Source organism: Salmonella sp. SJTUF15591, from assembly GCF_043356435.1.
GTDB classification, from domain to species: domain Bacteria; phylum Pseudomonadota; class Gammaproteobacteria; order Enterobacterales; family Enterobacteriaceae; genus Salmonella; species Salmonella enterica.
In genome coordinates, this window is sequence record NZ_JBEUJO010000004.1 from 59,097 (window position 1) to 80,477 (window position 21,381).

General features: G+C 51.5%; 19 protein-coding genes, 1 tRNA gene and 1 pseudogene. 12 read left to right on the forward strand and 9 right to left on the reverse strand.

What is annotated here, in order from left to right; genetic code table 11:
* Position 1: 1 nt before the first annotated feature.
* The 4 genes from pagN to fadE all read right to left on the reverse strand — a co-directional run bounded on the left by pagN (position 2) and on the right by fadE (position 5,089).
* On the reverse strand, positions 2-721 hold the full coding sequence (gene pagN / locus ABVM99_RS10390) for an adhesin/invasin protein PagN (RefSeq protein ID WP_023195642.1): 720 nt from the start codon (positions 719-721) through the stop codon (positions 2-4).
* A gap of 330 nt (positions 722-1,051) precedes the next feature.
* On the reverse strand, positions 1,052-1,459 hold the full coding sequence (locus ABVM99_RS10395; RefSeq protein WP_000788200.1) for a Spy/CpxP family protein refolding chaperone: 408 nt from the start codon (positions 1,457-1,459) through the stop codon (positions 1,052-1,054).
* A 309-nt stretch (positions 1,460-1,768) separates the two neighbouring features.
* On the reverse strand, positions 1,769-2,536 hold the full coding sequence (locus ABVM99_RS10400; protein ID WP_000015789.1) for an amidohydrolase: 768 nt from the start codon (positions 2,534-2,536) through the stop codon (positions 1,769-1,771).
* A gap of 108 nt (positions 2,537-2,644) precedes the next feature.
* On the reverse strand, positions 2,645-5,089 hold the full coding sequence (gene fadE, locus ABVM99_RS10405) for an acyl-CoA dehydrogenase FadE (RefSeq protein ID WP_000973043.1): 2,445 nt from the start codon (positions 5,087-5,089) through the stop codon (positions 2,645-2,647).
* A 239-nt stretch (positions 5,090-5,328) separates the two neighbouring features.
* On the opposite strand from fadE, the gene lpcA reads away from it, so the two are divergent.
* Together lpcA and ABVM99_RS10415 are read left to right on the forward strand one after the other, a co-directional pair.
* Positions 5,329-5,907 carry a D-sedoheptulose 7-phosphate isomerase gene (lpcA, locus tag ABVM99_RS10410; RefSeq protein ID WP_000284051.1) on the forward strand — a complete coding sequence of 193 codons (579 nt, stop codon included), beginning with the start codon at positions 5,329-5,331 and terminating at the stop codon, positions 5,905-5,907.
* A 212-nt stretch (positions 5,908-6,119) separates the two neighbouring features.
* Positions 6,120-6,887: a class II glutamine amidotransferase gene (locus ABVM99_RS10415; RefSeq protein ID WP_000333387.1), complete on the forward strand. Its 768-nt coding sequence runs from the start codon at positions 6,120-6,122 to the stop codon at positions 6,885-6,887.
* Here the strand turns inward: ABVM99_RS10415 and dpaA are convergent.
* Positions 6,858-7,598 carry a peptidoglycan meso-diaminopimelic acid protein amidase gene (gene dpaA, locus ABVM99_RS10420; RefSeq protein ID WP_001225658.1) on the reverse strand — a complete coding sequence of 247 codons (741 nt, stop codon included), beginning with the start codon at positions 7,596-7,598 and terminating at the stop codon, positions 6,858-6,860. The genes ABVM99_RS10415 and dpaA overlap by 30 nt on opposite strands.
* A gap of 249 nt (positions 7,599-7,847) precedes the next feature.
* Between dpaA and dinB the strand changes: the two genes are divergently transcribed.
* The 3 genes from dinB (at position 7,848) to prfH (ending at position 10,872) form a co-directional block, all read left to right on the forward strand.
* Positions 7,848-8,903 (forward strand): DNA polymerase IV, encoded by a 1,056-nt coding sequence (gene dinB, locus ABVM99_RS10425; protein WP_001226204.1) that lies wholly within the window; start codon positions 7,848-7,850, stop codon positions 8,901-8,903.
* Between the two features lie 218 nt (positions 8,904-9,121).
* Entirely contained in the window at positions 9,122-10,261 is a 1,140-nt protein-coding gene (locus ABVM99_RS10430) for an RNA ligase RtcB family protein (protein WP_000528898.1), read from the forward strand.
* A complete protein-coding gene (gene prfH / locus ABVM99_RS10435) occupies positions 10,258-10,872 on the forward strand; it encodes a peptide chain release factor H (RefSeq protein ID WP_000602086.1) in 615 nt (204 codons plus the stop codon). The genes ABVM99_RS10430 and prfH overlap by 4 nt, the downstream gene beginning before the upstream one ends.
* Positions 10,873-11,026: 154 nt before the next feature.
* Here the strand turns inward: prfH and pepD are convergent, their stop codons facing one another.
* Positions 11,027-12,484, reverse strand: a complete 1,458-nt coding sequence (gene pepD / locus ABVM99_RS10440; protein ID WP_001292977.1) for a cytosol nonspecific dipeptidase — start codon at positions 12,482-12,484, stop codon at positions 11,027-11,029.
* 248 nt (positions 12,485-12,732) lie between these two features.
* On the opposite strand from pepD, the gene gpt reads away from it, so the two are divergent.
* From gpt to crl, 3 genes are all read left to right on the forward strand, one after another.
* A complete protein-coding gene (gene gpt, locus ABVM99_RS10445; protein WP_001292018.1) occupies positions 12,733-13,191 on the forward strand; it encodes a xanthine phosphoribosyltransferase in 459 nt (152 codons plus the stop codon).
* Between the two features lie 88 nt (positions 13,192-13,279).
* Positions 13,280-14,524 (forward strand): esterase FrsA, encoded by a 1,245-nt coding sequence (gene frsA, locus ABVM99_RS10450; RefSeq protein WP_000189586.1) that lies wholly within the window; start codon positions 13,280-13,282, stop codon positions 14,522-14,524.
* A gap of 57 nt (positions 14,525-14,581) precedes the next feature.
* Positions 14,582-14,983: a sigma factor-binding protein Crl gene (crl, locus tag ABVM99_RS10455; protein ID WP_000174693.1), complete on the forward strand. Its 402-nt coding sequence runs from the start codon at positions 14,582-14,584 to the stop codon at positions 14,981-14,983.
* Positions 14,984-15,033: 50 nt separating this feature from the next.
* Here the strand turns inward: crl and phoE are convergent, their stop codons facing one another.
* Positions 15,034-16,086 (reverse strand): phosphoporin PhoE, encoded by a 1,053-nt coding sequence (gene phoE, locus ABVM99_RS10460; protein WP_052938263.1) that lies wholly within the window; start codon positions 16,084-16,086, stop codon positions 15,034-15,036.
* Positions 16,087-16,368: 282 nt separating this feature from the next.
* On the opposite strand from phoE, the gene proB reads away from it, so the two are divergent.
* From proB to ABVM99_RS10480, 4 genes and pseudogenes are all read left to right on the forward strand, one after another.
* Positions 16,369-17,472: a glutamate 5-kinase gene (gene proB, locus ABVM99_RS10465; RefSeq protein ID WP_001285275.1), complete on the forward strand. Its 1,104-nt coding sequence runs from the start codon at positions 16,369-16,371 to the stop codon at positions 17,470-17,472.
* An 11-nt stretch (positions 17,473-17,483) separates the two neighbouring features.
* A complete protein-coding gene (proA, locus tag ABVM99_RS10470; protein ID WP_023195644.1) occupies positions 17,484-18,734 on the forward strand; it encodes a glutamate-5-semialdehyde dehydrogenase in 1,251 nt (416 codons plus the stop codon).
* Between the two features lie 115 nt (positions 18,735-18,849).
* Positions 18,850-18,925: transfer RNA gene (locus ABVM99_RS10475), tRNA-Thr, on the forward strand.
* Between the two features lie 133 nt (positions 18,926-19,058).
* Positions 19,059-19,280, forward strand: a pseudogene (locus tag ABVM99_RS10480) (hypothetical protein); the annotation flags it as partial.
* 47 nt (positions 19,281-19,327) lie between these two features.
* Here the strand turns inward: ABVM99_RS10480 and stbE are convergent.
* Both stbE and stbD read right to left on the reverse strand, forming a co-directional pair.
* On the reverse strand, positions 19,328-20,086 hold the full coding sequence (gene stbE / locus ABVM99_RS10485; protein WP_023195646.1) for a fimbrial biogenesis chaperone StbE: 759 nt from the start codon (positions 20,084-20,086) through the stop codon (positions 19,328-19,330).
* The gene (stbD, locus tag ABVM99_RS10490; RefSeq protein WP_000899098.1) at positions 20,052-21,377 is read right to left on the reverse strand and encodes a fimbrial usher protein StbD; all 1,326 of its coding nucleotides are present in this window, start codon (positions 21,375-21,377) and stop codon (positions 20,052-20,054) included. The genes stbE and stbD overlap by 35 nt, the downstream gene beginning before the upstream one ends.
* Positions 21,378-21,381: the final 4 nt, after the last annotated feature.

Here is a 21,381-nt window from a genome sequence, read left to right on the forward strand (position 1 = left end):
TTTAAAAGGCGTAAGTAATGCCGAGCATGAAGTCATTGGAGGCAGCCTTTGTGTCTGCATCATAAGCGGTATGTTCATCACCAGCATAGTGATTTTTTGAAATGCTTACTTTGCCGGCATTAATGTATTTATAACTGGCGTCAATCATAATATTATCTGTTACAGCATATTTTGCACCGATACCTGCGCCCCAGGCAAAGTTATTTTTTGAAGCAGACAGAGTTTCATTAATACCAAAACCAACAGGAATGGTGTTATTACTTAGCTTCACATGAGCGAGGCCAACGCCAGCGCTGATATAGGGTGTAAACGCCGTACTATTGTGAAAATCATAATAGCCATTAACCATGTAAGTGGTCATTCGGACCTGATTTTTTACATTTATGTGTACTGGCTGACCAAATGCAATAATATCCTGCCCGCCTTTAGCATCCGTCTCACCTCTGAAAGTGGTATCCAGTTCTAAACGTACTGGAAGCTGGAATGGATCATAAAAGTCATAACCGATAGCAACCCCGCCGCCAAAAACGCCTTTGGTACGGTCAGGTAACGTTGCATGACCATTGACTATCTCATCCTGGCTGAAGGTTGAGTTGATTCCATAGACATTGACTACGGATGTTCCCGCTTTCCCGGTGATATAGATCCCTTCTTTTGCTGATGCAGTAGCGCACCAGGCTACCACAAGGGGAATGATGCAGACTGCGAAAAAGTTTTTCATTTCAGAACCTGCCTTAATATTGGGCTAAAAGACAAGTTTCACGGTATAGGGTGTGATATAACGATTACATAAACGAAGCCCAAAAAACGGTCTATTGTAACGCTGGGTTTTCTGTAAGCGGGTAAAAAATGATATGAAGATTTTAAATAACAATACGATAATCGTCGGTATGGAAATCCATCTCCTCGCCAAATTGCCCCACGTACGGTTTCACTTCTACGTTATGTAACGGGTAGTGTTAGATAGAGCGATGCTGTAAGAAAAAGATGAAGATGAATTTGTACCCGACCTGGATAAAGCCCGTTATCCAGGAATAACGGGCAAAAATATTTACTCAAGTGCCTGGGCGAGATCTTGTTGTACCTGTTGACGCTGTTCTGGTGTTAAGACTTTGCTTAAATCAAAATAATATTTAACCCGATAATAGCGAGCCTGTTGTTCTATGTTACTGAAGGCTGCAAGCTGCTGTTTTACGGCGGCGTCATCCCATTTACCGGATTTAATCACCTCTATCAGCGCACCGTCTTTAATTCCCTTCATAGAAATCTGACTGACGTCGGTTTCCAGTTGTTGGTGAAGTTTTTTGATCCGGGTAATCTGATCGTTTGTCAGCTTCAGATGCTGGACAATAGGATCCTGGGCGGGCAGGGGAGGATTGGGGACAGCGGTGGCGAAAGCGCCAAAAGAAACGCCCGCCAGAGTCGCTGCCAGTAAAGTTGTGCGTACAAAGTTTTTCATGAAGATATCCTGATAAGGGAGTGATTAACCGTTTTTATTACCCACGAATGGCGAGCAATTATCTTAGAGCCTATCCCATTAGGGCTATTTTACTTGCCATTTTGGACTTGGGCAGTGCTCAAAATCCTCACGTACTACGTGTACGCTCCGGTTTTTGCGCGCTGTCCGTGTCCAAACTGGCTGCGCCAATAACGCCTGGTGGGATAGGCTCTTAGTCAGAATACGTTGCCTGCCACATTACGCCACGCGAATTTGTTTTACGGAGAGTTACGGAGTGAAACAATCCCGCCGCGGTGAGCGGCAGGTTGCTTACAAGGTGAATGGATCGGCATCGCGCCAGGCTGGAAATTTTTCGCGATAGTCCTGCAAGGCGACGAGAGAAAGATCGGCATCGATACGTGTCGCCTGGTGTGGTTCGGCGGTGGCGATAATATCACCCTGGGGATTAATGATCCGGCTATCGCCGCGATAATGTAACCCGTTGCCATCGGTGCCAACCCGGTTGCAGCCTGCGACATAAGCCTGATTTTCAATAGCGCGCGCTGTCAGTAATGTTTGCCAGTGTAGCGAGCGCGGCGCGGGCCAGTTCGCTACATACAGCGCCAGATCGTAATCATTGCGGTTGCGCGACCATATCGGAAAGCGCAGATCGTAACAGATCAGCGGCAGGATGCGCCAACCGCGCCACTGCACGATGATGCGTTTATCGCCTGCGGCATAATGTTGATGTTCATCCGCCATACGAAACAGATGGCGCTTATCATAGAGATGAACCTTACCTTCCGGTTCAACCAGTAAGAAGCGATTTACGGCGCCGCGCTCAGTTTGTAGCGCCGCGCTGCCGGCAATCAGAGCATCAGTTTGTCGGGCTTTGGCCTGCATCCACGTAATCACGCTATCTTGCGAAAGTGAGTTATTAGCGGCCTCCATCGCGAAGCCGGTGGTAAACATTTCAGGCAGAACAATCACATCCCGGCCAGATACGAGCTCTAGCTGTCTGTCAAAATGACGCAGGTTTGCCGGGCCGTCCATCCAGACTAAAGGTTGTTGCAACAGAGTAATTTTCAAACCAGACACGATCGGAGCTCCTCATTGAACAGCGTCTTTACACTGTAGCATGAGCAATAATAAAAAAGCGGCAAGAAAAAGCCCCGCGAAAGCGGGGCAGGAAAGACACGAGACTGATTATGCGGCTTCGACTTTACGCACTTTCTCCGGCAGCTTTACCGGCCTGGTCGCCAGCGCTTCAGGTTCAAAATCATCAACGTTGATACTGCGCAGGCGGCTCTCTTCCGCTTTCGCCAGAATGGCGGCTTCATCTTTATCTATAAGCCCTTTCGCCAGCGCATTGCGCGCCAGTTCATCCAGACGAGTAAACGGCAGATTTTTACCCAGCTCTTTGCAGATGCGCTGGTGGATAGGGTCGGCAGCGATGACATCACGCAGCGCTTCTTCCAGTAAACCGACCGGATTATGTTCGGCGGGCGTCAGATACTGACCGCGCCCAATGCGTGAACGTGTGGCGTTCGGCACCTGCAGGATCTTCGCCACGGCGTGATCCAGCTTATCAGACGGCGCCAGATAATGACGGCCAGTCGGGAAGATCATCGCGGTGAGCAATCCGGCCACGACGCGGTTCGGGAAGTTCTGCAGCAGATCGTCCATCGCTTGTTCAGCACGATACAGCGCATCCTGTACGCCCCAGTGCACCAGCGGCAGGTCGGCTTCGTGGCGACCTTCGTCGTCGTAACGCTTCAGTACGGCTGAGGCCAGATAAAGCTGACTCAACACATCGCCCAGACGCGCGGAGATACGCTCGCGGCGTTTCAGGCTGCCGCCCAGTACCGCCATTGACACGTCGGACAGCAGTGCCAGGTTTGCGCTCAGTCGGTTCAGATGCTGGTAATAACGCTTCGTGGCGTCGCCGGTTGGCGTATGGCTCGTTAATCCGCGGGTCAGGCCAAGCCAGAAACTGCGGACGGTATTGCTGCCGACATGACCAATATGTTTAAACAACAGTTTATCAAAGGCATTCACATCATTATTCTGCGCTGCGGCCATCTCTTCCAGTACATAAGGATGGCAGCGAATGGCGCCCTGACCAAAGATCATCATGCTACGGGTCAGGATATTCGCGCCTTCCACGGTAATCGCGATAGGCGCGCCCTGGTAAGCACGCGCCAGGAAGTTGCTCTCGCCCAGCATAATGCCTTTACCCCCAGTGATATCCATCGCGTCGATAATGGACTGCTGGCCGCGGTGGGTGCAGTGGTACTTCACGATAGCCGACAGTACCGCCGGTTTTTCGCCCAGCATAATGCCGTAGGTGATTAACGATGCGGCGGCATCCATCACATAAGCGTTACCTGCAATACGCGCCAGCGGTTCTTCAATACCTTCCATCTTGCCGATAGAAATTTTGAACTGACGACGAATGTGAGCATAGGCGCCGGTTGCCAGCGCGACGGATTTCACCCCGCCAGTGGAGTTGGACGGCAGGGTAATACCGCGTCCTACCGACAAACATTCCACCAGCATACGCCAGCCCTGTCCGGCCATTTTGGGGCCGCCGATAATATAATCAATAGGCACGAAAATATCGTTACCGCGGGTTGGACCATTCTGGAACGGAACGTTAAGCGGGAAGTGGCGACGACCAATTTCCACACCCGGCGTTGAGGTGGGGATCAGGGCGCAGGTAATACCCAGCTCTTCTTCTCCGCCTAACAATCTATCCGGATCGGAAAGCTTAAACGCCAGGCCCAACACGGTAGCTATCGGCGCCAGCGTAATGTAACGCTTGTTCCAGGTCAGGCGCATACCCAGCACCTGCTGGCCCTGCCATTCGCCCATGCAAACCACGCCGGTATCCGGAATGGCGCCTGCATCAGAACCTGCTTCCGGGCTGGTCAGCGCAAAGCAGGGGATCTCCTGGCCGCGCGCCAGTCGCGGCAGATAGTGATTCTTCTGCTCTTCCGTACCATAGTGCTGCAATAACTCGCCAGGGCCGAGTGAGTTTGGAACGCCGACGGTGATAGCCAGAATCCCGGAGACGCCGGACAGTTTTTGCAGTACACGGGACTGCGCATAAGCGGAGAACTCCAGCCCGCCGTACTCTTTTTTAATGATCATCGCAAAAAAACGATGCTCTTTCAGATAAGCCCACAGTTCCGGCGGCAGATCCGCCAGTTCATGGGTAATCTGGAAATCGTTCGCCATCCGGCACGCTTCTTCTACCGGACCGTCGAGAAACGCTTGCTCTTCGGCAGTGAGTTGCGGTTGCGGATAGTTGTGCAGTTTTTTCCAGTCAGGCTTGCCCTGGAACAGATCGCCTTCCCACCAGGTTGTACCGGCATCAATCGCTTCTTTCTCAGTGCGCGACATCGGCGGCATGACCTTACGGAAGCCGCGGAACACCGGTGCGGAAATCATTGATTTTCGCATCGGTGTGAGGTTAAACGGCACGAGGATAATGGCCAGAGGAACCAACAGCCAGATGGACCACAGGCCAGCGACGCCAAGTGCGGCGGTCCAGGCGAGCAGAATCAGGCTGCTGAGAAATAAACTCACGCGGTGATAGAACAATGCGCCGAGCAGAACAACCGTAGCGATAATACTCAAAATCATCATAACGAAAAGCTCCCTTGCTTGTAGGAGGTCTGACCACTTGTGATGATTAGGTTGTAGTGGATGTAAAATTTTTTAGCAATGTGTTTACAAAATAATTACAACAAAGCTCACATTGTTGCCGTTTTTGGGGGCACGAAAAATCAAAAGCGTGAGGCGTTAATTCGGCTTATGCTTCTCGCCTGTACTGCTATCCGGTACACTGCATACTGTCATTTACATTCATGCTGAAGGATATCCTCATGTACCAGGATCTTATTCGTAACGAACTGAACGAAGCGGCGGAAACGCTGGCTAATTTTTTAAAAGATGACGCCAATATTCACGCTATTCAGCGCGCGGCGGTCCTGTTGGCTGACAGTTTTAAAGCGGGTGGTAAGGTACTTTCCTGCGGTAACGGCGGCTCCCATTGCGATGCGATGCACTTTGCTGAAGAGCTGACAGGTCGTTATCGTGAAAATCGTCCGGGCTACCCGGCAATTGCGATTTCTGATGTTAGCCATATATCCTGCGTCAGTAATGATTTTGGCTATGACTATATTTTCTCTCGTTACGTTGAAGCGGTAGGGCGCGAAGGCGATGTCCTGTTAGGGATCTCGACGTCGGGTAACTCTGGTAACGTGATTAAAGCGATTGCCGCGGCCCGTGAAAAAGGCATGAAAGTGATTACGTTGACCGGCAAAGACGGCGGCAAAATGGCGGGAACGGCGGATATTGAAATTCGCGTACCGCACTTCGGTTATGCCGATCGTATTCAGGAAATTCATATCAAAGTAATTCATATCCTGATTCAGTTGATCGAAAAAGAGATGGTTAAATAACTATACCCGTCATACTTCAAGCTGCAGGTGCGTTGGTTGCGCTCAGAAACCCCAGTCACATAGTTATCTATGCTCCTGGGGATTTCCTCCCTTACCGCCTTCCTGCAACTCGAATTATTTAGGGTATAGCATATTGTTTTCTTTGATATTTTGAGTTTTGATTGGCTGTAAAAATTACGCCTTCCCGCTTAAGGCGTTTGTGGAGGTGATGTATGTGCGAACTGCTTGGGATGAGCGCCAATGTGCCGACGGATATCTGCTTTAGCTTCACCGGACTGGTGCAGCGTGGCGGCGGAACCGGGCCGCATAAAGACGGCTGGGGAATTACCTTTTACGAAGGAAAGGGCTGTCGCACGTTTAAAGATCCGCAACCGAGCTATCATTCGCCGATTGCGAAACTGGTACAGAATTACCCGATCAAGTCCTGCTCGGTTATCGCCCATATCCGTCAGGCTAATCGCGGTGAAGTGGCGCTGGAAAATACACACCCTTTTACCCGGGAATTATGGGGACGCAACTGGACTTATGCTCATAACGGTCAGCTCAACGGTTATAAGTCGCTGGAAACCGGTAATTTTCGTCCGGTGGGGGAAACCGACAGCGAAAAAGCGTTTTGCTGGCTATTGCATAAATTAACGCAGCGTTATCCCCGCACGCCGGGCAACATGACAGCGGTATTTAAATATATTGCGACACTGGCGACGGTATTACGTGAAAAAGGCGTTTTTAACATGCTGCTGTCAGATGGGCGATATGTGATGGCGTTTTGCTCAACCCATTTGCACTGGATCACTCGCCGGGCGCCGTTCGGCGTAGCCACGTTGGTGGATCAGGACATGGAAATTGATTTCAGTTCACAGACCACGCCAAATGACGTGGTTACCGTGATTGCTACCCAGCCGCTAACGGGGAATGAAACCTGGCAAAAGATTATGCCAGGCGAATGGGCGTTATTTTGCCTCGGAGAGCGTATAATTTGAGGCCAGCTGTGGCTGAACAACTTCGTGACTCAACGGTTTGCTCACGACGTAACGTCCATCAACGATAGAAACAGTTGGCGGCTTATGCGTCTGTTCAAAATAATCGTAGCCGGGTTTTAGCTGCGCCCAGAAATCTTTGTAATAAGAATATTTATGACGCTGCATATTGGCGTCGGTCATCCGGAACGGATAAATACTCACCTGCACGCTCGGCTGACCAAAGACCAGCGCGGCGGTGACAAACTGGAAAATCTCATCAATGCCGCTGTCGGTCATGGCATAGCAGCCGACGGAAACACAGGCGCCGTGAATCATCAGATATTTACCATCATAGCCATGCGCGCGATCGTAGGCATTGGGAAAACCAATGTTGATGGCCTTATAAAAACGGCTGTCTGGCTTGAGTTGATTGCGCTGAACGCTGTAAAACCCTTCCGGACTTTTAAAATCGCCCTGACGGCGTTTCGGGCCTAACCCGCCGGAATAGTTGCAAATTTTGTAGCTATCAAGCAACTGGTATTGCTCACCCATTTTGACGTAGAGATCAAGGGTGCGCTCTTCTTTAAAAATCTGAATATAGACCGGTGAGCCCATTAACTGCTGCTTATACTCTTTACTGACCGGCGTGACGGGGCTGCTGCTGCTCAGCAAACCGGCAAACGAGACGCACGGCATCAGAAGCATCGCAAGAAAAAATGCGATTTTACGCATACTGCTTGTTCCTTGATAAAACGGTTACACACGCCAGAACGGCAAAAGAGTCCCCAAATCGGAGTAATCTGGATTTGGAGCGCTCACATTAGCACCACGGCAGTTTTTCGCAAGTCCCCGTGTGTACGTTTACAATTTTCCCGCCGCTTTCGTCGTCATACCTTCGAATATGTCGCATTTTTAACGCGAATGTCTCTTTGCGCGCAATAAAACATACTGTACACTTAAACAGTATTGTGGGGGCGAGCGATGCGCAAAATCATACATGTTGATATGGACTGTTTTTTTGCCGCGGTAGAGATGCGTGATAATCCGGCGTTACGCGATATTCCCATTGCCATTGGCGGGAGTCGTGAGCGAAGAGGCGTTATCAGTACCGCCAACTATCCTGCGCGCCAGTTTGGCGTACGTAGCGCGATGCCGACCGCCATGGCGCTAAAGCTGTGCCCCCATCTCACCTTACTGCCTGGCCGCTTTGACGCCTATAAAGAGGCTTCGCGGCATGTACGTGACATCTTTTCCCGCTACACTTCACTGATTGAACCGCTCTCGCTGGATGAAGCCTGGCTGGATGTGACTGACAGCCCGCACTGTTATGGTTCGGCGACGCTGATAGCCAGGGAGATTCGTCAGACTATTTTCAATGAACTGCAACTCACCGCCTCCGCCGGCGTTGCGCCAGTGAAATTTCTGGCGAAGATCGCCTCCGATCTCAATAAACCGAACGGACAATATGTTATTACGCCAGCCGATGTACCCGGCTTTCTTAAAACGTTGCCGTTAGCCAAAATTCCAGGCGTGGGGAAAGTTTCCGCCGCCAAACTGGAAAATATGGGGTTAAGAACCTGCGGGGATATTCAACAGTGCGATCTGGCGATGCTTCTCAAACGCTTCGGTAAATTTGGCCGGGTATTATGGGAGCGTAGTCAGGGTATTGACGAGCGTGATGTTAACAGCGAAAGGCTGCGTAAATCGGTAGGCGTTGAGCGTACTCTGGCGGAGGATATTCATGAGTGGTCGGACTGCGAGGCCATTATTGAACATTTATATCCGGAACTGGAACGTCGTCTGGCTATAGTAAAGCCCGATTTACTGATTGCCCGACAGGGCGTTAAATTAAAATTTAATGATTTTCAGCAAACCACTCAGGAACATGTCTGGCCGCAATTAAATAAAGAAGACTTAATTACCACCGCCCGTAAAACCTGGGACGAGCGTCGCGGCGAGCGCGGCGTACGGCTGGTGGGGCTACACGTAACGCTGCTCGACCCTCAGTTGGAACGACAGTTGGTGTTAGGGTTATAAGTCAGGCTATTAAGATTTTATCACTATTACGATTGCGCCATCTAAATTTCAGTATTACTATACCCGCGTTTTCTCATTCTCAATAACTGCAAAGGAGGTTCATCATGACACTTTATTCTCTGAACGCACTTTGCAGACCTTTCCAGGATTAATTTTCTTTTATTGCCCTGGAGCAGTCTGCCATTTCCTGATTTTTTAATTCATATATGGAATGGTATATGGGCAATTATATTCGTCCTTTATCAGATGTGGTATTTTCTATCGCATCAGATAACCTGTGGATCGAAGATTCCGCGATCCAACAATTATATACGACGGCTAAGTTAACCGGTATGAAACGCGTTATCGGGATGCCAGATCTGCATCCGGGGCGCGGCTACCCTATTGGCGCAGCCTTTTTCTCGCGTGGACGCTTTTATCCGGCGCTGGTCGGCAACGATATCGGCTGCGGCATGGCGTTATGGCAAACGGATATTTTAGGGCGTAAATATAACGCCGATAAACTGGAGAAGCGGCTGGCGTCGCTGACTGACGTGGCGGACGCGCAGTGGCTGGAGGAGAATGTCCCCGCCGCAATGCAGCATCATTCGTGGCGCTCTGCGCTGGGTTCCATTGGCGGCGGCAATCATTTTGCCGAGCTGCAACAGGTCGATCGCATCGTCGATGCTGATTCGTTCGCTTTGTCGGGGTTGCAAAAAGCGCAGTTATTACTGTTGGTACACAGTGGTTCACGCGGTCTGGGGCAAGCTATCCTGCGTCGTCATGTGGAGGCGTTTTCGCATAACGGTTTGCCGGAAGATAGCGACGATGCGCGCCGCTACCTTGCAGAACATGACGATGCGCTGGCATTTGCCCGCAGTAATCGCGCGCTGATTGCCCGCCGGATACTGCAACAACTCAAGGCTGAGGGCGAACCGCGGCTGGATGTGGCGCATAACTTCGTTGAACCCTGTACTGTCGCGGGTGAGGCGGGGTGGCTGCACCGTAAAGGCGCTACGCCAGATGGGCAGGGACTGGTGATTATCCCCGGCTCGCGCGGCGATTATAGCTGGCTGGTGAAACCCGTCGTCAGCGAGGAGAGCCTCTTCTCCCTGGCGCACGGTGCGGGGCGAAAATGGATGCGTACCGAGTGTAAAGACCGGTTATCGGCAAAATTTACCCCGCGACAGCTCTGCCGTACCGGGATGGGTAGCCGGGTGATTTGCCGCGATCGCCAGCTCATTTATGAAGAAGCGCCGCAGGCGTATAAATCCATCGATAGCGTTGTGGATTGTCTGGCAGACGCCGGACTGATTACGCCGGTTGCCTGCCTGCGTCCGGTGCTGACGCTGAAAACCTCAGGGGAGAAAAGCGCATGATCTTACTGCAACTTTCTTCCGCACAGGGACCGGACGAGTGTTGTCTGGCGGTAAAAAAAGCGCTGGATTGTCTGACGAAAGAAGCCGCCAGAGAAAAGGTATCGCTGACACGGCTTGAAACAGAGCCGGGACGATTACCAGACACGCTGCGTTCCGCGCTGGTCTCGCTGGACGGCGAAAAAGCTATGGCTTTCAGTGAACGTTGGTGCGGCACGTTACTGTGGATTTGTACCAGCCCGTATCGTCCGCACCATGGGCGAAAAAACTGGTACGTCGGCATTGGGCGCTTTTCCGCCGACGAGCACATACAGTCTGATGAGATTCGTTTCGAGACTCTGCGCTCTTCCGGCCCGGGTGGGCAGCACGTTAATAAAACCGACTCGGCAGTGCGGGCCACGCACCTGGCGAGCGGGATTAGTGTGAAGGTTCAGTCGGAGCGCAGTCAACATGCGAATAAGCGTCTGGCCCGGCTGCTGATTGCCTGGCGGCTGGAACAGCAACGGCAAAATGAGTGTGCGGCGTTGAAGTCTGAAAGGCGTCTGTTCCATCATCAGATTGAGCGCGGCAATCCGCTGCGGATATTTAAAGGAATGGCGTTTACGCCACAATAATTCGGTGCTACCAGCGCTGTTATAGGGCTGTCTGGCTATTCGCGTGTAGCCGCAGCGCTATTCAGCGCATCCAGGAGAGCTTATCTGGCAATGGATACCCGATATTCCATATTGATAGCCCGTCCAGAAATGGGACGGGCATTTTAGCGCTTTCTTACTTCGCAGGAATCGCTTTCAGTAATTCGGTCAGCAGAGTCCAGTAGTGGCCGACGCTTTCGATATGTACCTGCTCATCCGGAGAGTGAGGTCCGGTAATGGTAGGCCCAATAGAAACCATGTCCATATCCGGATAGGGTTTCTTAAACAGACCGCATTCCAGGCCGGCGTGGATAATCTGGATGTTCGGTGTCTTGTTGAACAGACGCTGATAGGTTTCACGCACCAGGTGCATGACCGGCGAGTTCGCATCGGGCTGCCAGCCAGGATAGCTGCCTTTTGCTTCGGTTTTCGCGCCAGCCAGCTTGCCCAGCGAATCCAGCATACTCACCACATAATCTTTACCGCTGTCGATTAGAGAGCGAATCAGGCAGTGAATTTCGACATTCGCATCGGACATTGTGACCACGCCAACGTTCAGCGATGTTTCCACTACGCCTTTCGCCACGTCTGAATTGCGGATCACGCCGTTCGGCGTTGCGTTCAGCAGGCGCACAAAGGTATCGCGTGACGGCGCGGTCAATGCGGCTTTATCACTGGCAACCTCATTGAGTTGCAGCGTCAGGTTTTTCTCTTTTTCCGCCAGTTCGTTTTTCAGAATATCCTGGTAAGCGTTCACTAACGTTTTCAGAGCGCCTACGTTGTCTGCGGCAACGGCGAGGGTAGCGAACGCTTCGCGCGGAATCGCGTTACGCAGCGTGCCGCCGTTGAAATCGATCAGACGCAGATCCAGTTCTTCTGCGTGCCCGGCCAGAAAACGCGCCAGCAATTTGTTAGCATTGCCAAGGCCGAGGTGAATTTCACCACCGGAGTGGCCGCCTTTCAGGCCTTTCAGGGTTAGCTTAAAGCACGCAAATCCTGCGGGTACAGCTTCACGGGTCAACGGCAGATTAGAGGTAAAATCAATACCGCCTGCGCAGCCCATATAGATCTCACCTTCTTCTTCAGAGTCGGTGTTGATCAGGATGTCGGCCTGCAACCAGCCGGACTGGAGGCCGAACGCGCCATCCATGCCCGCTTCTTCGGTCATGGTCAGCAGCACTTCCAGCGGGCCGTGGACGACATTATCGTCAGCCAGTACCGCTAACGCAGAAGCCATTCCAATACCATTGTCGGCGCCGAGCGTAGTACCGCGCGCTTTAACCCATTCGCCATCAATATAAGGCTGGATGGGATCTGTAGTGAAGTCGTGAACGGTGTCGCTATTTTTTTGCGGCACCATATCCAGATGCGCCTGTAAAACGACCGGCTTGCGATTTTCCATACCTGCAGTGGCGGGCTTACGGATCAGAATATTACCGACCTGGTCGCGATCCACGTAAAGGCCTTTCTCTTTGGCCCAACTCACAATATGTTCCGCGAGTTGCTCTTCGTGATAGGACGGGTGAGGAATAGAACAGATTTTGGCAAAAATATCCCACAAAGGTTGTGGTGATAACTGAGACAGTTCAGACACGATAAGTCTCCTTGGCGGTGGTCTGAAAAACGTTCTTACAGGCCACAGGGTTAGCGGAATTGATAACTCTTACGAGATGCGACTGAGAATACCACTTTCTCCGCCTGCGGGTAGTATAAAGCATACAAAAAGAGGCGTGGATTCCGCTAAACACTGGTTTTTAGCGCGTCAGGTCTCTATAATCTCGCGCAACTATTTCCCCCTCGAACACTTTTTAAGCCGTAGATAAACAGGCTGGGACACTTCACATGAGCGAAAAATACGTCGTCACCTGGGACATGTTGCAGATTCACGCACGCAAACTGGCGAGCCGCCTCATGCCTTCAGAACAATGGAAAGGCATTATTGCCGTAAGTCGTGGCGGCCTTGTACCGGGCGCACTACTGGCGCGTGAATTGGGCATTCGTCATGTCGATACCGTATGCATCTCCAGCTACGATCACGATAACCAGCGCGAACTGAAAGTGCTGAAACGTGCAGAAGGCGACGGCGAAGGCTTTATCGTCATCGACGATCTGGTCGATACCGGCGGCACCGCCGTCGCGATTCGCGAAATGTACCCTAAAGCGCATTTCGTCACGATTTTCGCTAAACCGGCGGGCCGTCCGCTGGTTGATGATTATGTTATTGATATTCCTCAGAACACCTGGATTGAGCAGCCCTGGGATATGGGTGTGGTATTTGTACCGCCGATTTCAGGTCGTTAATCAGCAGCTTTTCAGAGCGCCCGGCAATGCCGGGCGCTGTTTTATTGGTTACAATAAGCCTCTATGAGTATCCAAGGAGGCTGCACGAATGACACAGGCTAACCTCAGCGAAACCCTGTTCAAACCCCGCTTTAAACATACTGAAACGTCTACCCTTGTCCGTCGGTTCAATCGTGGGTCGCAGCCGCCCATGCAATCCGCGCTGGACGGTAAGAACGTCCCGCACTGGTATCGCATGATAAACCGCCTGATGTGGATTTGGCGCGGCGTTGATCCACGAGAAATCCTTGATGTGCAGGCGCGCATTGTGATGAGCGACGCAGAGCGAACGGATGATGATTTATACGATACGGTCATCGGTTACCGCGGCGGCAACTGGATTTATGAGTGGGCAAAGCAGGCGATGGACTGGCAGCAGAAAGCCTGTCAGGAACAGGACGCCATGCGCAGCGGACGCTACTGGCTTCATGCCTCAACGCTCTATAACATTGCCGCCTACCCGCATTTGAAGGGCGATGAGCTGGCGGAGCAGGCGCAGGCGCTGGCGAATCGCGCCTATGAAGAGGCCGCGCAGCGGTTGCCCGGCTCGTTACGTGAAATGGAATTTGCCGTTCCTGGCGGTTCGCCTGTCACCGCGTTTTTACATATGCCGAAAGGGGATGGTCCGTTTCCGACGGTGCTCATGTGCGGCGGCCTGGACGCCATGCAAACCGACTATTACACCCTGTATGAACGCTATTTCGCGCCGCGCGGTATCGCGATGTTAACGCTTGATATGCCTTCGGTTGGGTTTTCATCAAAGTGGAAATTAACCCAGGATTCCAGCTTGCTCCACCAGCATGTGTTAAAAGCGCTTCCTAATGTCCCCTGGGTGGATCATACCCGTGTTGCGGCGTTTGGTTTCCGTTTTGGCGCCAACGTTGCGGTGCGTCTGGCCTATCTGGAAGCGCCGCGTTTGAAAGCGGTGGCTTGCCTGGGGCCGGTGGTCCATGCGCTACTTAGCGATCCGCAACGACAGAGCACGGTGCCGGAGATGTATCTGGATGTGCTGGCCAGCCGTCTGGGTATGCATGATGCTTCGGATGAGGCGCTGCGTGTGGAGCTCAATCGCTATTCGTTGAAAGTACAGGGGCTACTGGGCAGACGTTGTCCTACGCCAATGCTTTCCGGCTTCTGGAAAAACGATCCTTTCAGCCCGGAAGAAGAGTCTCGCTTAATTACAACATCCTCTTCAGACGGTAAGCTGATAGAGATCCCTTTTAACCCGGTGTACCGCAATTTTGACCACGCGCTGCAAGAAATTACCGACTGGATTAATCATAGATTGTGTTAATAGATTGATAAATTCTATTGATTTGGTAAAACAGTTGCTTCATTAAAGGAGATCGCAATGACGTTACCGAGTGGACACCCGAAAAGTAGATTGATCAAGAAATTTACCGCGCTTGGCCCCTATATCCGGGAAGGGCAGTGCGAAGACAATCGTTTTTTTTTCGATTGCCTGGCAGTTTGCGTCAACGTGAAGCCCGCGCCAGAGAAGCGTGAATTTTGGGGCTGGTGGATGGAGCTGGAAGCACAAGAGAAACGCTTCACTTATCGTTATCAGTTTGGTTTGTTTGATAAAGAGGGCAACTGGACCGCAGTGCCGATTAACGAAACCGAAGTGGTGGAGCGACTGGAATACACGCTACGCGAGTTTCATGAAAAGCTACGCGACCTGCTGATTTCTATGGAGCTGGCGCTGGAGCCGTCTGACGATTTCAACGACGAGCCGGTAAAACTGTCGGCATAACCCTGCTGTCATGCCTGATGGCGTAGCGCCATCAGGCACAATGCGACTTATCAGAACTGGTAGGTCAACCCTATTGCCACAATATCATCGTCATTAATGCCTAACGTGTTATCGCTATCAAGCTGATTGATTTTGTAATCTACAAACGCGGACATATTTTTGTTGAAGTAATAGGTTGCGCCAACGTCAATGTAATTCACCAAATCCTCACTGCCGACGCCCTCAATATCTTTGCCTTTTGACAGCACATAGCCTAATGACGGACGCAGACCAAAATCAAACTGATACTGGATAACTGCCTCGAAGTTTTGGGTTTTATTGGCAAATCCGCCGGAAACTGGCGTCATGTTGCGGGTTTCTGAATAGAAAGTCGCAATATAAATATCATTCGCGTCATACTTAACACCCGTAGCCCAGGCTTCGGCTTTATCGCCCGTACCGCGGCGCTGCAGATTTTGCTCCCTGGTGCGATCGGAGAGAGTATAAGCGCCGCTGACGGCAAAATCACTGCCGCCGAAATCGTAGCTCACGGATGTGCCGAAGCCGTCGCCGTTTTGCTTTTTCACATCGCGATCTTCGTTTTTCCCCTGATACTGTAAGGTAAGATCCAGTCCATCAACGATGCTGAAGAAATCGGTATTGCGGTAAGTCGCCAGCCCGCTGGCGCGTTTAGTCATAAAATTATCGGTCTGGGCGGAAGAGTCGCCGCCGAATTCGGGAAACATATCCGTCCAGGCTTCAACATCGTACAGCGCGCCCAGGTTACGTCCATAGTCAAAAGAACCGATATCTTTTAATTTCAGGCCAGCAAAGGCCAGGCGGGTTTTTTGCTGGGACGAATCACTTTCGGCTTTATTACCGGCAAACTCAGCTTCCCAGCGCCCGTAGCCGGTCAATTGATCGTTAATTTGCGTTTCGCCTTTAAAACCAAAACGAACGTAGCTTTGATCGCCATCTTTGCTGTCATAATCGCTCATATAGTGCATGGCTTTAACTTTTCCATACACATCAAGCTTATTACCGTTTTTATTGTAAACCTCGGCGGCGTGAACAGATGCTGATGCGATGATACTCACCACTATTGCCAGAGTGCTCTTATTCATTTCCATTCCTGTTTTAATTACGCGCTATGATTTGTCGGGAGACCCGGTAAAAAACAGGAAGGTTTTTAACGTTCGGTAATGAAAGATTTATGACAAAGTGAGAATTTTTTTAAAAAAATATGTTTAATTGTTGCGGTAATAAAATGGTCAAATTCCGCCGCTACGCTTGCTGATCCTGCGCAACAAAATTTCACGCTACGCGTACAGGTTGTTGGCAACCGGAGCCAGTCCTGCTAAAACGTTCATTTGGTCTTTATTTCTTATTTTGAACGGCAGAGAATCATGAGTGACAGCCAGACGCTGGTCGTAAAACTCGGCACCAGCGTGCTAACAGGCGGATCGCGCCGCCTGAACCGTGCCCATATCGTAGAACTTGTCCGCCAGTGCGCGCAGCTACACGCCGCAGGACATCGTATTGTTATTGTTACCTCTGGCGCGATTGCCGCCGGACGTGAACATCTTGGCTACCCGGAACTGCCGGCAACAATTGCCTCTAAACAGCTTCTGGCGGCGGTAGGGCAAAGCCGCCTGATTCAACTGTGGGAGCAGTTGTTTTCAATTTACGGTATCCATATCGGGCAGATGCTGTTGACGCGTGCGGATATGGAAGACAGAGAGCGCTTTCTGAACGCCCGCGATACGCTGCGTGCATTACTGGATAACCATATTGTGCCGGTTATCAATGAAAATGATGCCGTTGCGACAGCGGAAATTAAAGTGGGCGATAACGATAACCTCTCCGCGCTGGCGGCGATCCTGGCAGGCGCGGATAAACTGCTGCTGCTGACCGATCAGCAAGGATTATTTACCGCCGATCCGCGTAGCAATCCGCAGGCGGAGCTTATCAAAGATGTGTATGGCGTTGACGATGCGCTGCGCTCTATCGCGGGAGACAGCGTTTCCGGACTGGGGACCGGTGGTATGAGCACTAAGCTTCAGGCGGCAGACGTGGCCTGTCGCGCGGGTATTGATACGATTATTGCCTCAGGCAGTAAACCGGGCGTGATCGGCGATGTGATGGAGGGGATTTCCGTCGGCACCCGTTTTCATGCGCAAGCCTCGCCGCTGGAGAACCGCAAACGCTGGATCTTCGGCGCGCCGCCGGCAGGCGAAATTACGGTTGATGAAGGCGCGACCGCGGCAATGCTGGAACGTGGCAGTTCACTTCTGCCAAAAGGCATCAAAAGCGTGACGGGCAATTTCTCGCGGGGGGAGGTCATCAGAATTTGTAACCTGCAAGGGCGTGATATCGCTCATGGCGTCAGCCGTTATAACAGTGATGCTCTGCGGCGGATAGCCGGTCACCACTCTCAACAAATCGATGCGATTCTGGGCTATGAATATGGCCCGGTCGCTGTTCATCGTGATGACATGATTACTCGATAAGGAACAGGCATATGCTGGAACAAATGGGCATTGCTGCTAAAGCGGCGTCGTATAAGCTGGCGCTGCTCTCCAGCGGCGAAAAAAATCGCGTGCTGGAAAAAATAGCCGATGAACTGGAAGCGCAAATGGAAAGTATCCTCAGCGCGAACGTACAAGATGTTGAGCAGGCGCGAGCCAACGGCCTGAGCGAAGCGATGCTGGACCGCCTGGCGCTGACCCCTGCGCGTCTGAAAGCGATTGCTGACGATGTGCGCCAGGTCTGTAATCTCGCCGACCCGGTCGGGCAGGTGATCGACGGCGGTCTGCTGGACAGCGGCCTGCGTCTGGAGCGCCGCCGCGTGCCGTTGGGCGTGGTTGGCGTTATCTATGAGGCGCGTCCGAATGTTACCGTTGATGTGGCTTCTTTGTGTCTGAAAACCGGTAATGCGGTGATTCTACGCGGTGGGAAAGAGACGCATCGCACGAATGCCGCAACCGTTCGTGTCATTCAGAAGGCGCTGAAAGCTTGCGGTTTACCGGAGGCGGCGGTTCAGGCGATTGATAATCCGGACCGTTCGCTGGTCAATGAAATGCTGCGTATGGATAAGTACATCGATATGCTGATCCCGCGCGGCGGCGCAGGCTTGCATAAACTGTGCCGCGAGCAATCCACCATTCCGGTGATTACCGGCGGGATTGGCGTGTGCCATATTTTTGTCGATAGCAGCGCAGACATCGCCCCGGCGCTGAAGATTATTGTCAACGCTAAAACCCAGCGCCCGAGCACCTGTAACACGGTGGAAACCTTGCTGGTGCATCAGGACATCGCAGAACGCTTTTTGCCTGTGCTGAGCAAGCAGATGGCGGAGAGCGGCGTGACGTTGCATGGGGATGAAACCGTCATGCAGGTACTGCATGGCCCTGCCAAACTGGTGCCGCTGAAACCGGAAGAGCTGGATAACGAGTTTCTGTCTCTGGATCTGAACGTTGTGGTGGTCGAAAATATGGATGGCGCTATCGCCCACATTCGCGAACATGGTACTCAGCACTCCGATGCGATTTTGACGTGTGATATGCATAATGCTGCGCGTTTCGTGAACGAAGTGGATTCCGCTGCGGTTTATGTCAACGCCTCTACCCGTTTTACCGACGGCGGGCAGTTTGGGCTTGGCGCAGAAGTGGCGGTCAGCACGCAGAAATTACATGCCCGCGGTCCGATGGGGCTTGAAGCGCTTACCACCTATAAGTGGATCGGCTTTGGCGATGGTACGATTCGTGCGTAATTAATGACGAGCGGTGCAAAAATAGCCGGTTGAGTAGCAAGGCTATTGACGCACCGCCCGGTTAGTTTTAACCTTCTACCCCGTGATTCACCCGCGTGAACACACCCTTCTCAGGGCCGATATAGCTCAGTTGGTAGAGCAGCGCATTCGTAATGCGAAGGTCGTAGGTTCGACTCCTATTATCGGCACCATCTCAATCAAGTAGTTACAAACTTTTCTTTCATAACAATCTTCTCATTTTCTTTCTCGCGTACTTGTTTTGCATGGTATAGATGTCTATGAGGACGTCAGTCCGGAAAGCATTCGTTCTGCATGGTATGCCTTTCGTTATTCTCAGGGGCTGCTAAGCCTGTGACAACGGGCATCGAAAATAATTTTCGCGGTTATATGATGCGTAATAATAATACGTTCTACACATTAGTTGAATCAGATAATGAAAACGTATGGGATATGTCTGTTGAGGAGAAAGGAGCTCAACAGAACAAAGATGCCGTGCAAAAAGTAAAATATCAGCTTAATGCTATTTTTGACAATGGTACATGCTGAATTCTGGCCTGTCTCAGGGATACGATCGTATCCCTGAATATTTCCCATCAAAACTCAGGAGTAAAATCACTCTCACTAATATATTTTTCCAGTATGGCGGTATATTGTCGCCAGTTCCCGGAATCATTGATTACTGCATAATTTATCGATGCTCCCGGCGTTGGCGAGCGTGTTAGCGGCACATCAAGTGCTGTTTTCGGCGCAACCATGATATCGCCGATACTTTTCTTGTTATCCATCGTTAACGTTAAACTCATATACCACGAGGTGGGGTTAACTATCCGTATAGTATTCTCTTTAGCAATAAAGCGTAATTTTTTCTCCTCCGCTTCCGTGGGCGCTTTTAATCCGGTCGGGCGAATTAAAATTTTTAGCCGCAAACGAAGCGGTAATACCAGTTTTCGCGGGTGGTTTTTAATGTCATGGGGGAGTGGCGGTATCTGATAAATGTTTAGCCAGAAGAGACTCTCCCGGTCCGTTGCAAGCTGCTGGCGGGAACTCAGGAGCAGGCGAAGCGTTCTCAGTTCTCCTGGCTGCATTTTAAATACCGGCGGCAGCGCCACCAGCGGCGTTTTGCTGTTATCCGGAGAGGCGTCAATGTTTCCGGCGTCGGTCCATACCTGTAACAGCATCGGCGTTGTATTATCGTTGGATAATGTCAACGATTGAGCGACATCATCTGAAGCAAAAATAATTCGGGTTCTGTCAATATTAACGGCGGCTTGTGCCGGGCCATACCATCCCGTCAACCCAAGTAGCGTTAATATGACTTTACTGAAAACTAACCACTGCCTGTAATTGCGCATTCACGCTTCCTGCCGTTACTGTTTGTCCGCCGATCGCCTCAAGCGAGGCAGTAAAATCACCGCTATAGGTTTCTACTGAACCGGATGATACCCGTGTGGTTAAATCTTTATAGCCATACCAGCCTCGGGCGTTGCCAGTGCCTGTCTTGATCCGATCGGGTAACAGGTTAATCGGCGTACCGGCATCGTTATAGATGCGGATACCCACTCCGGAAGCTACGCCAGGTTCGCCATAATGGGTGTCCAGTAGCCACGACAGACCGCCTGCGGATGTGGTTAGCCCCAGGCGACGCGCCGCCGCCACGGCGGTGGGTTGATTAACGACAAACCCCATTGCGACATTAGCGGCGCTGGTGGACGGGAGGGCGCTGGACACTGCGCCGGACTCACATTCCAGGCTGACGTGGAAAGGCGCCTGACTATTGCCTCCGGCGGCTAATATGCCGACGGCGACAGGGGGAATTTTCACGATCGCAGGATAATCTGTGATTTTACATAACGCGCCGCGAACATAGGTGACGCTATTATATGTACTCCATGCCCCGGGCCAATAGCTGGGCCAGCCATAATAATCGCTGGCATGATCCAGTCCCGCTTTGATCCGCTCGGTAATCAAGCCTGGGCCTTTAAACGCGATATAACCCCGAGGCTGCGTCCAGGTATCTCGGTCCATTGGATTCTGGTAGGCAAAATATTTTCTTGAGTCAATTTTAAACATCTCATATAACACGTTGCTAAACGCGCTGGCAGGAATATAAATATATTTGTCATCCTGAAACCAACTGTCTGCGGTAAGTTGGCGTTCTTTCCAGAAACGGCTGTAATATTCGCCGGTACTGAGGTTTGTCATACGGACAGCAACATTACGCTCCACATCATAATAAGCGCCTTCTACTTCGGGAGTAAAAAATGCCCCCGCAAAAGCGCTATCGCCATTTGTCGAATACATCTCATAGAGCTTCCCGGCATCGGCGGAATCGCAGCGGTAAAGTACCTGTTTACTGGAATAGGGCGTGCCGGTGGCGGCCGTCAGGAAGTTACCGATCCCACTGGCCAATAGCGTGCCGGAGGGTTGAAATGTTTCACTATTACTGACGCTAATCACCGTTGGCAAACCGATATTACCGGTATTCGTGTCAGTTGCGCCGATCCAGTTTTGCGCCGTGTAGCCCGCTTTTATCGCCGCGTCAGAGAGCGCGCTCTTATCGGTGACTTTGATACATGACGACCATGTTCCGGCGCTGACGAACAGGCTGGTGATAAACAATAGCGTTCGGAAACTAAAAAGCATTGTG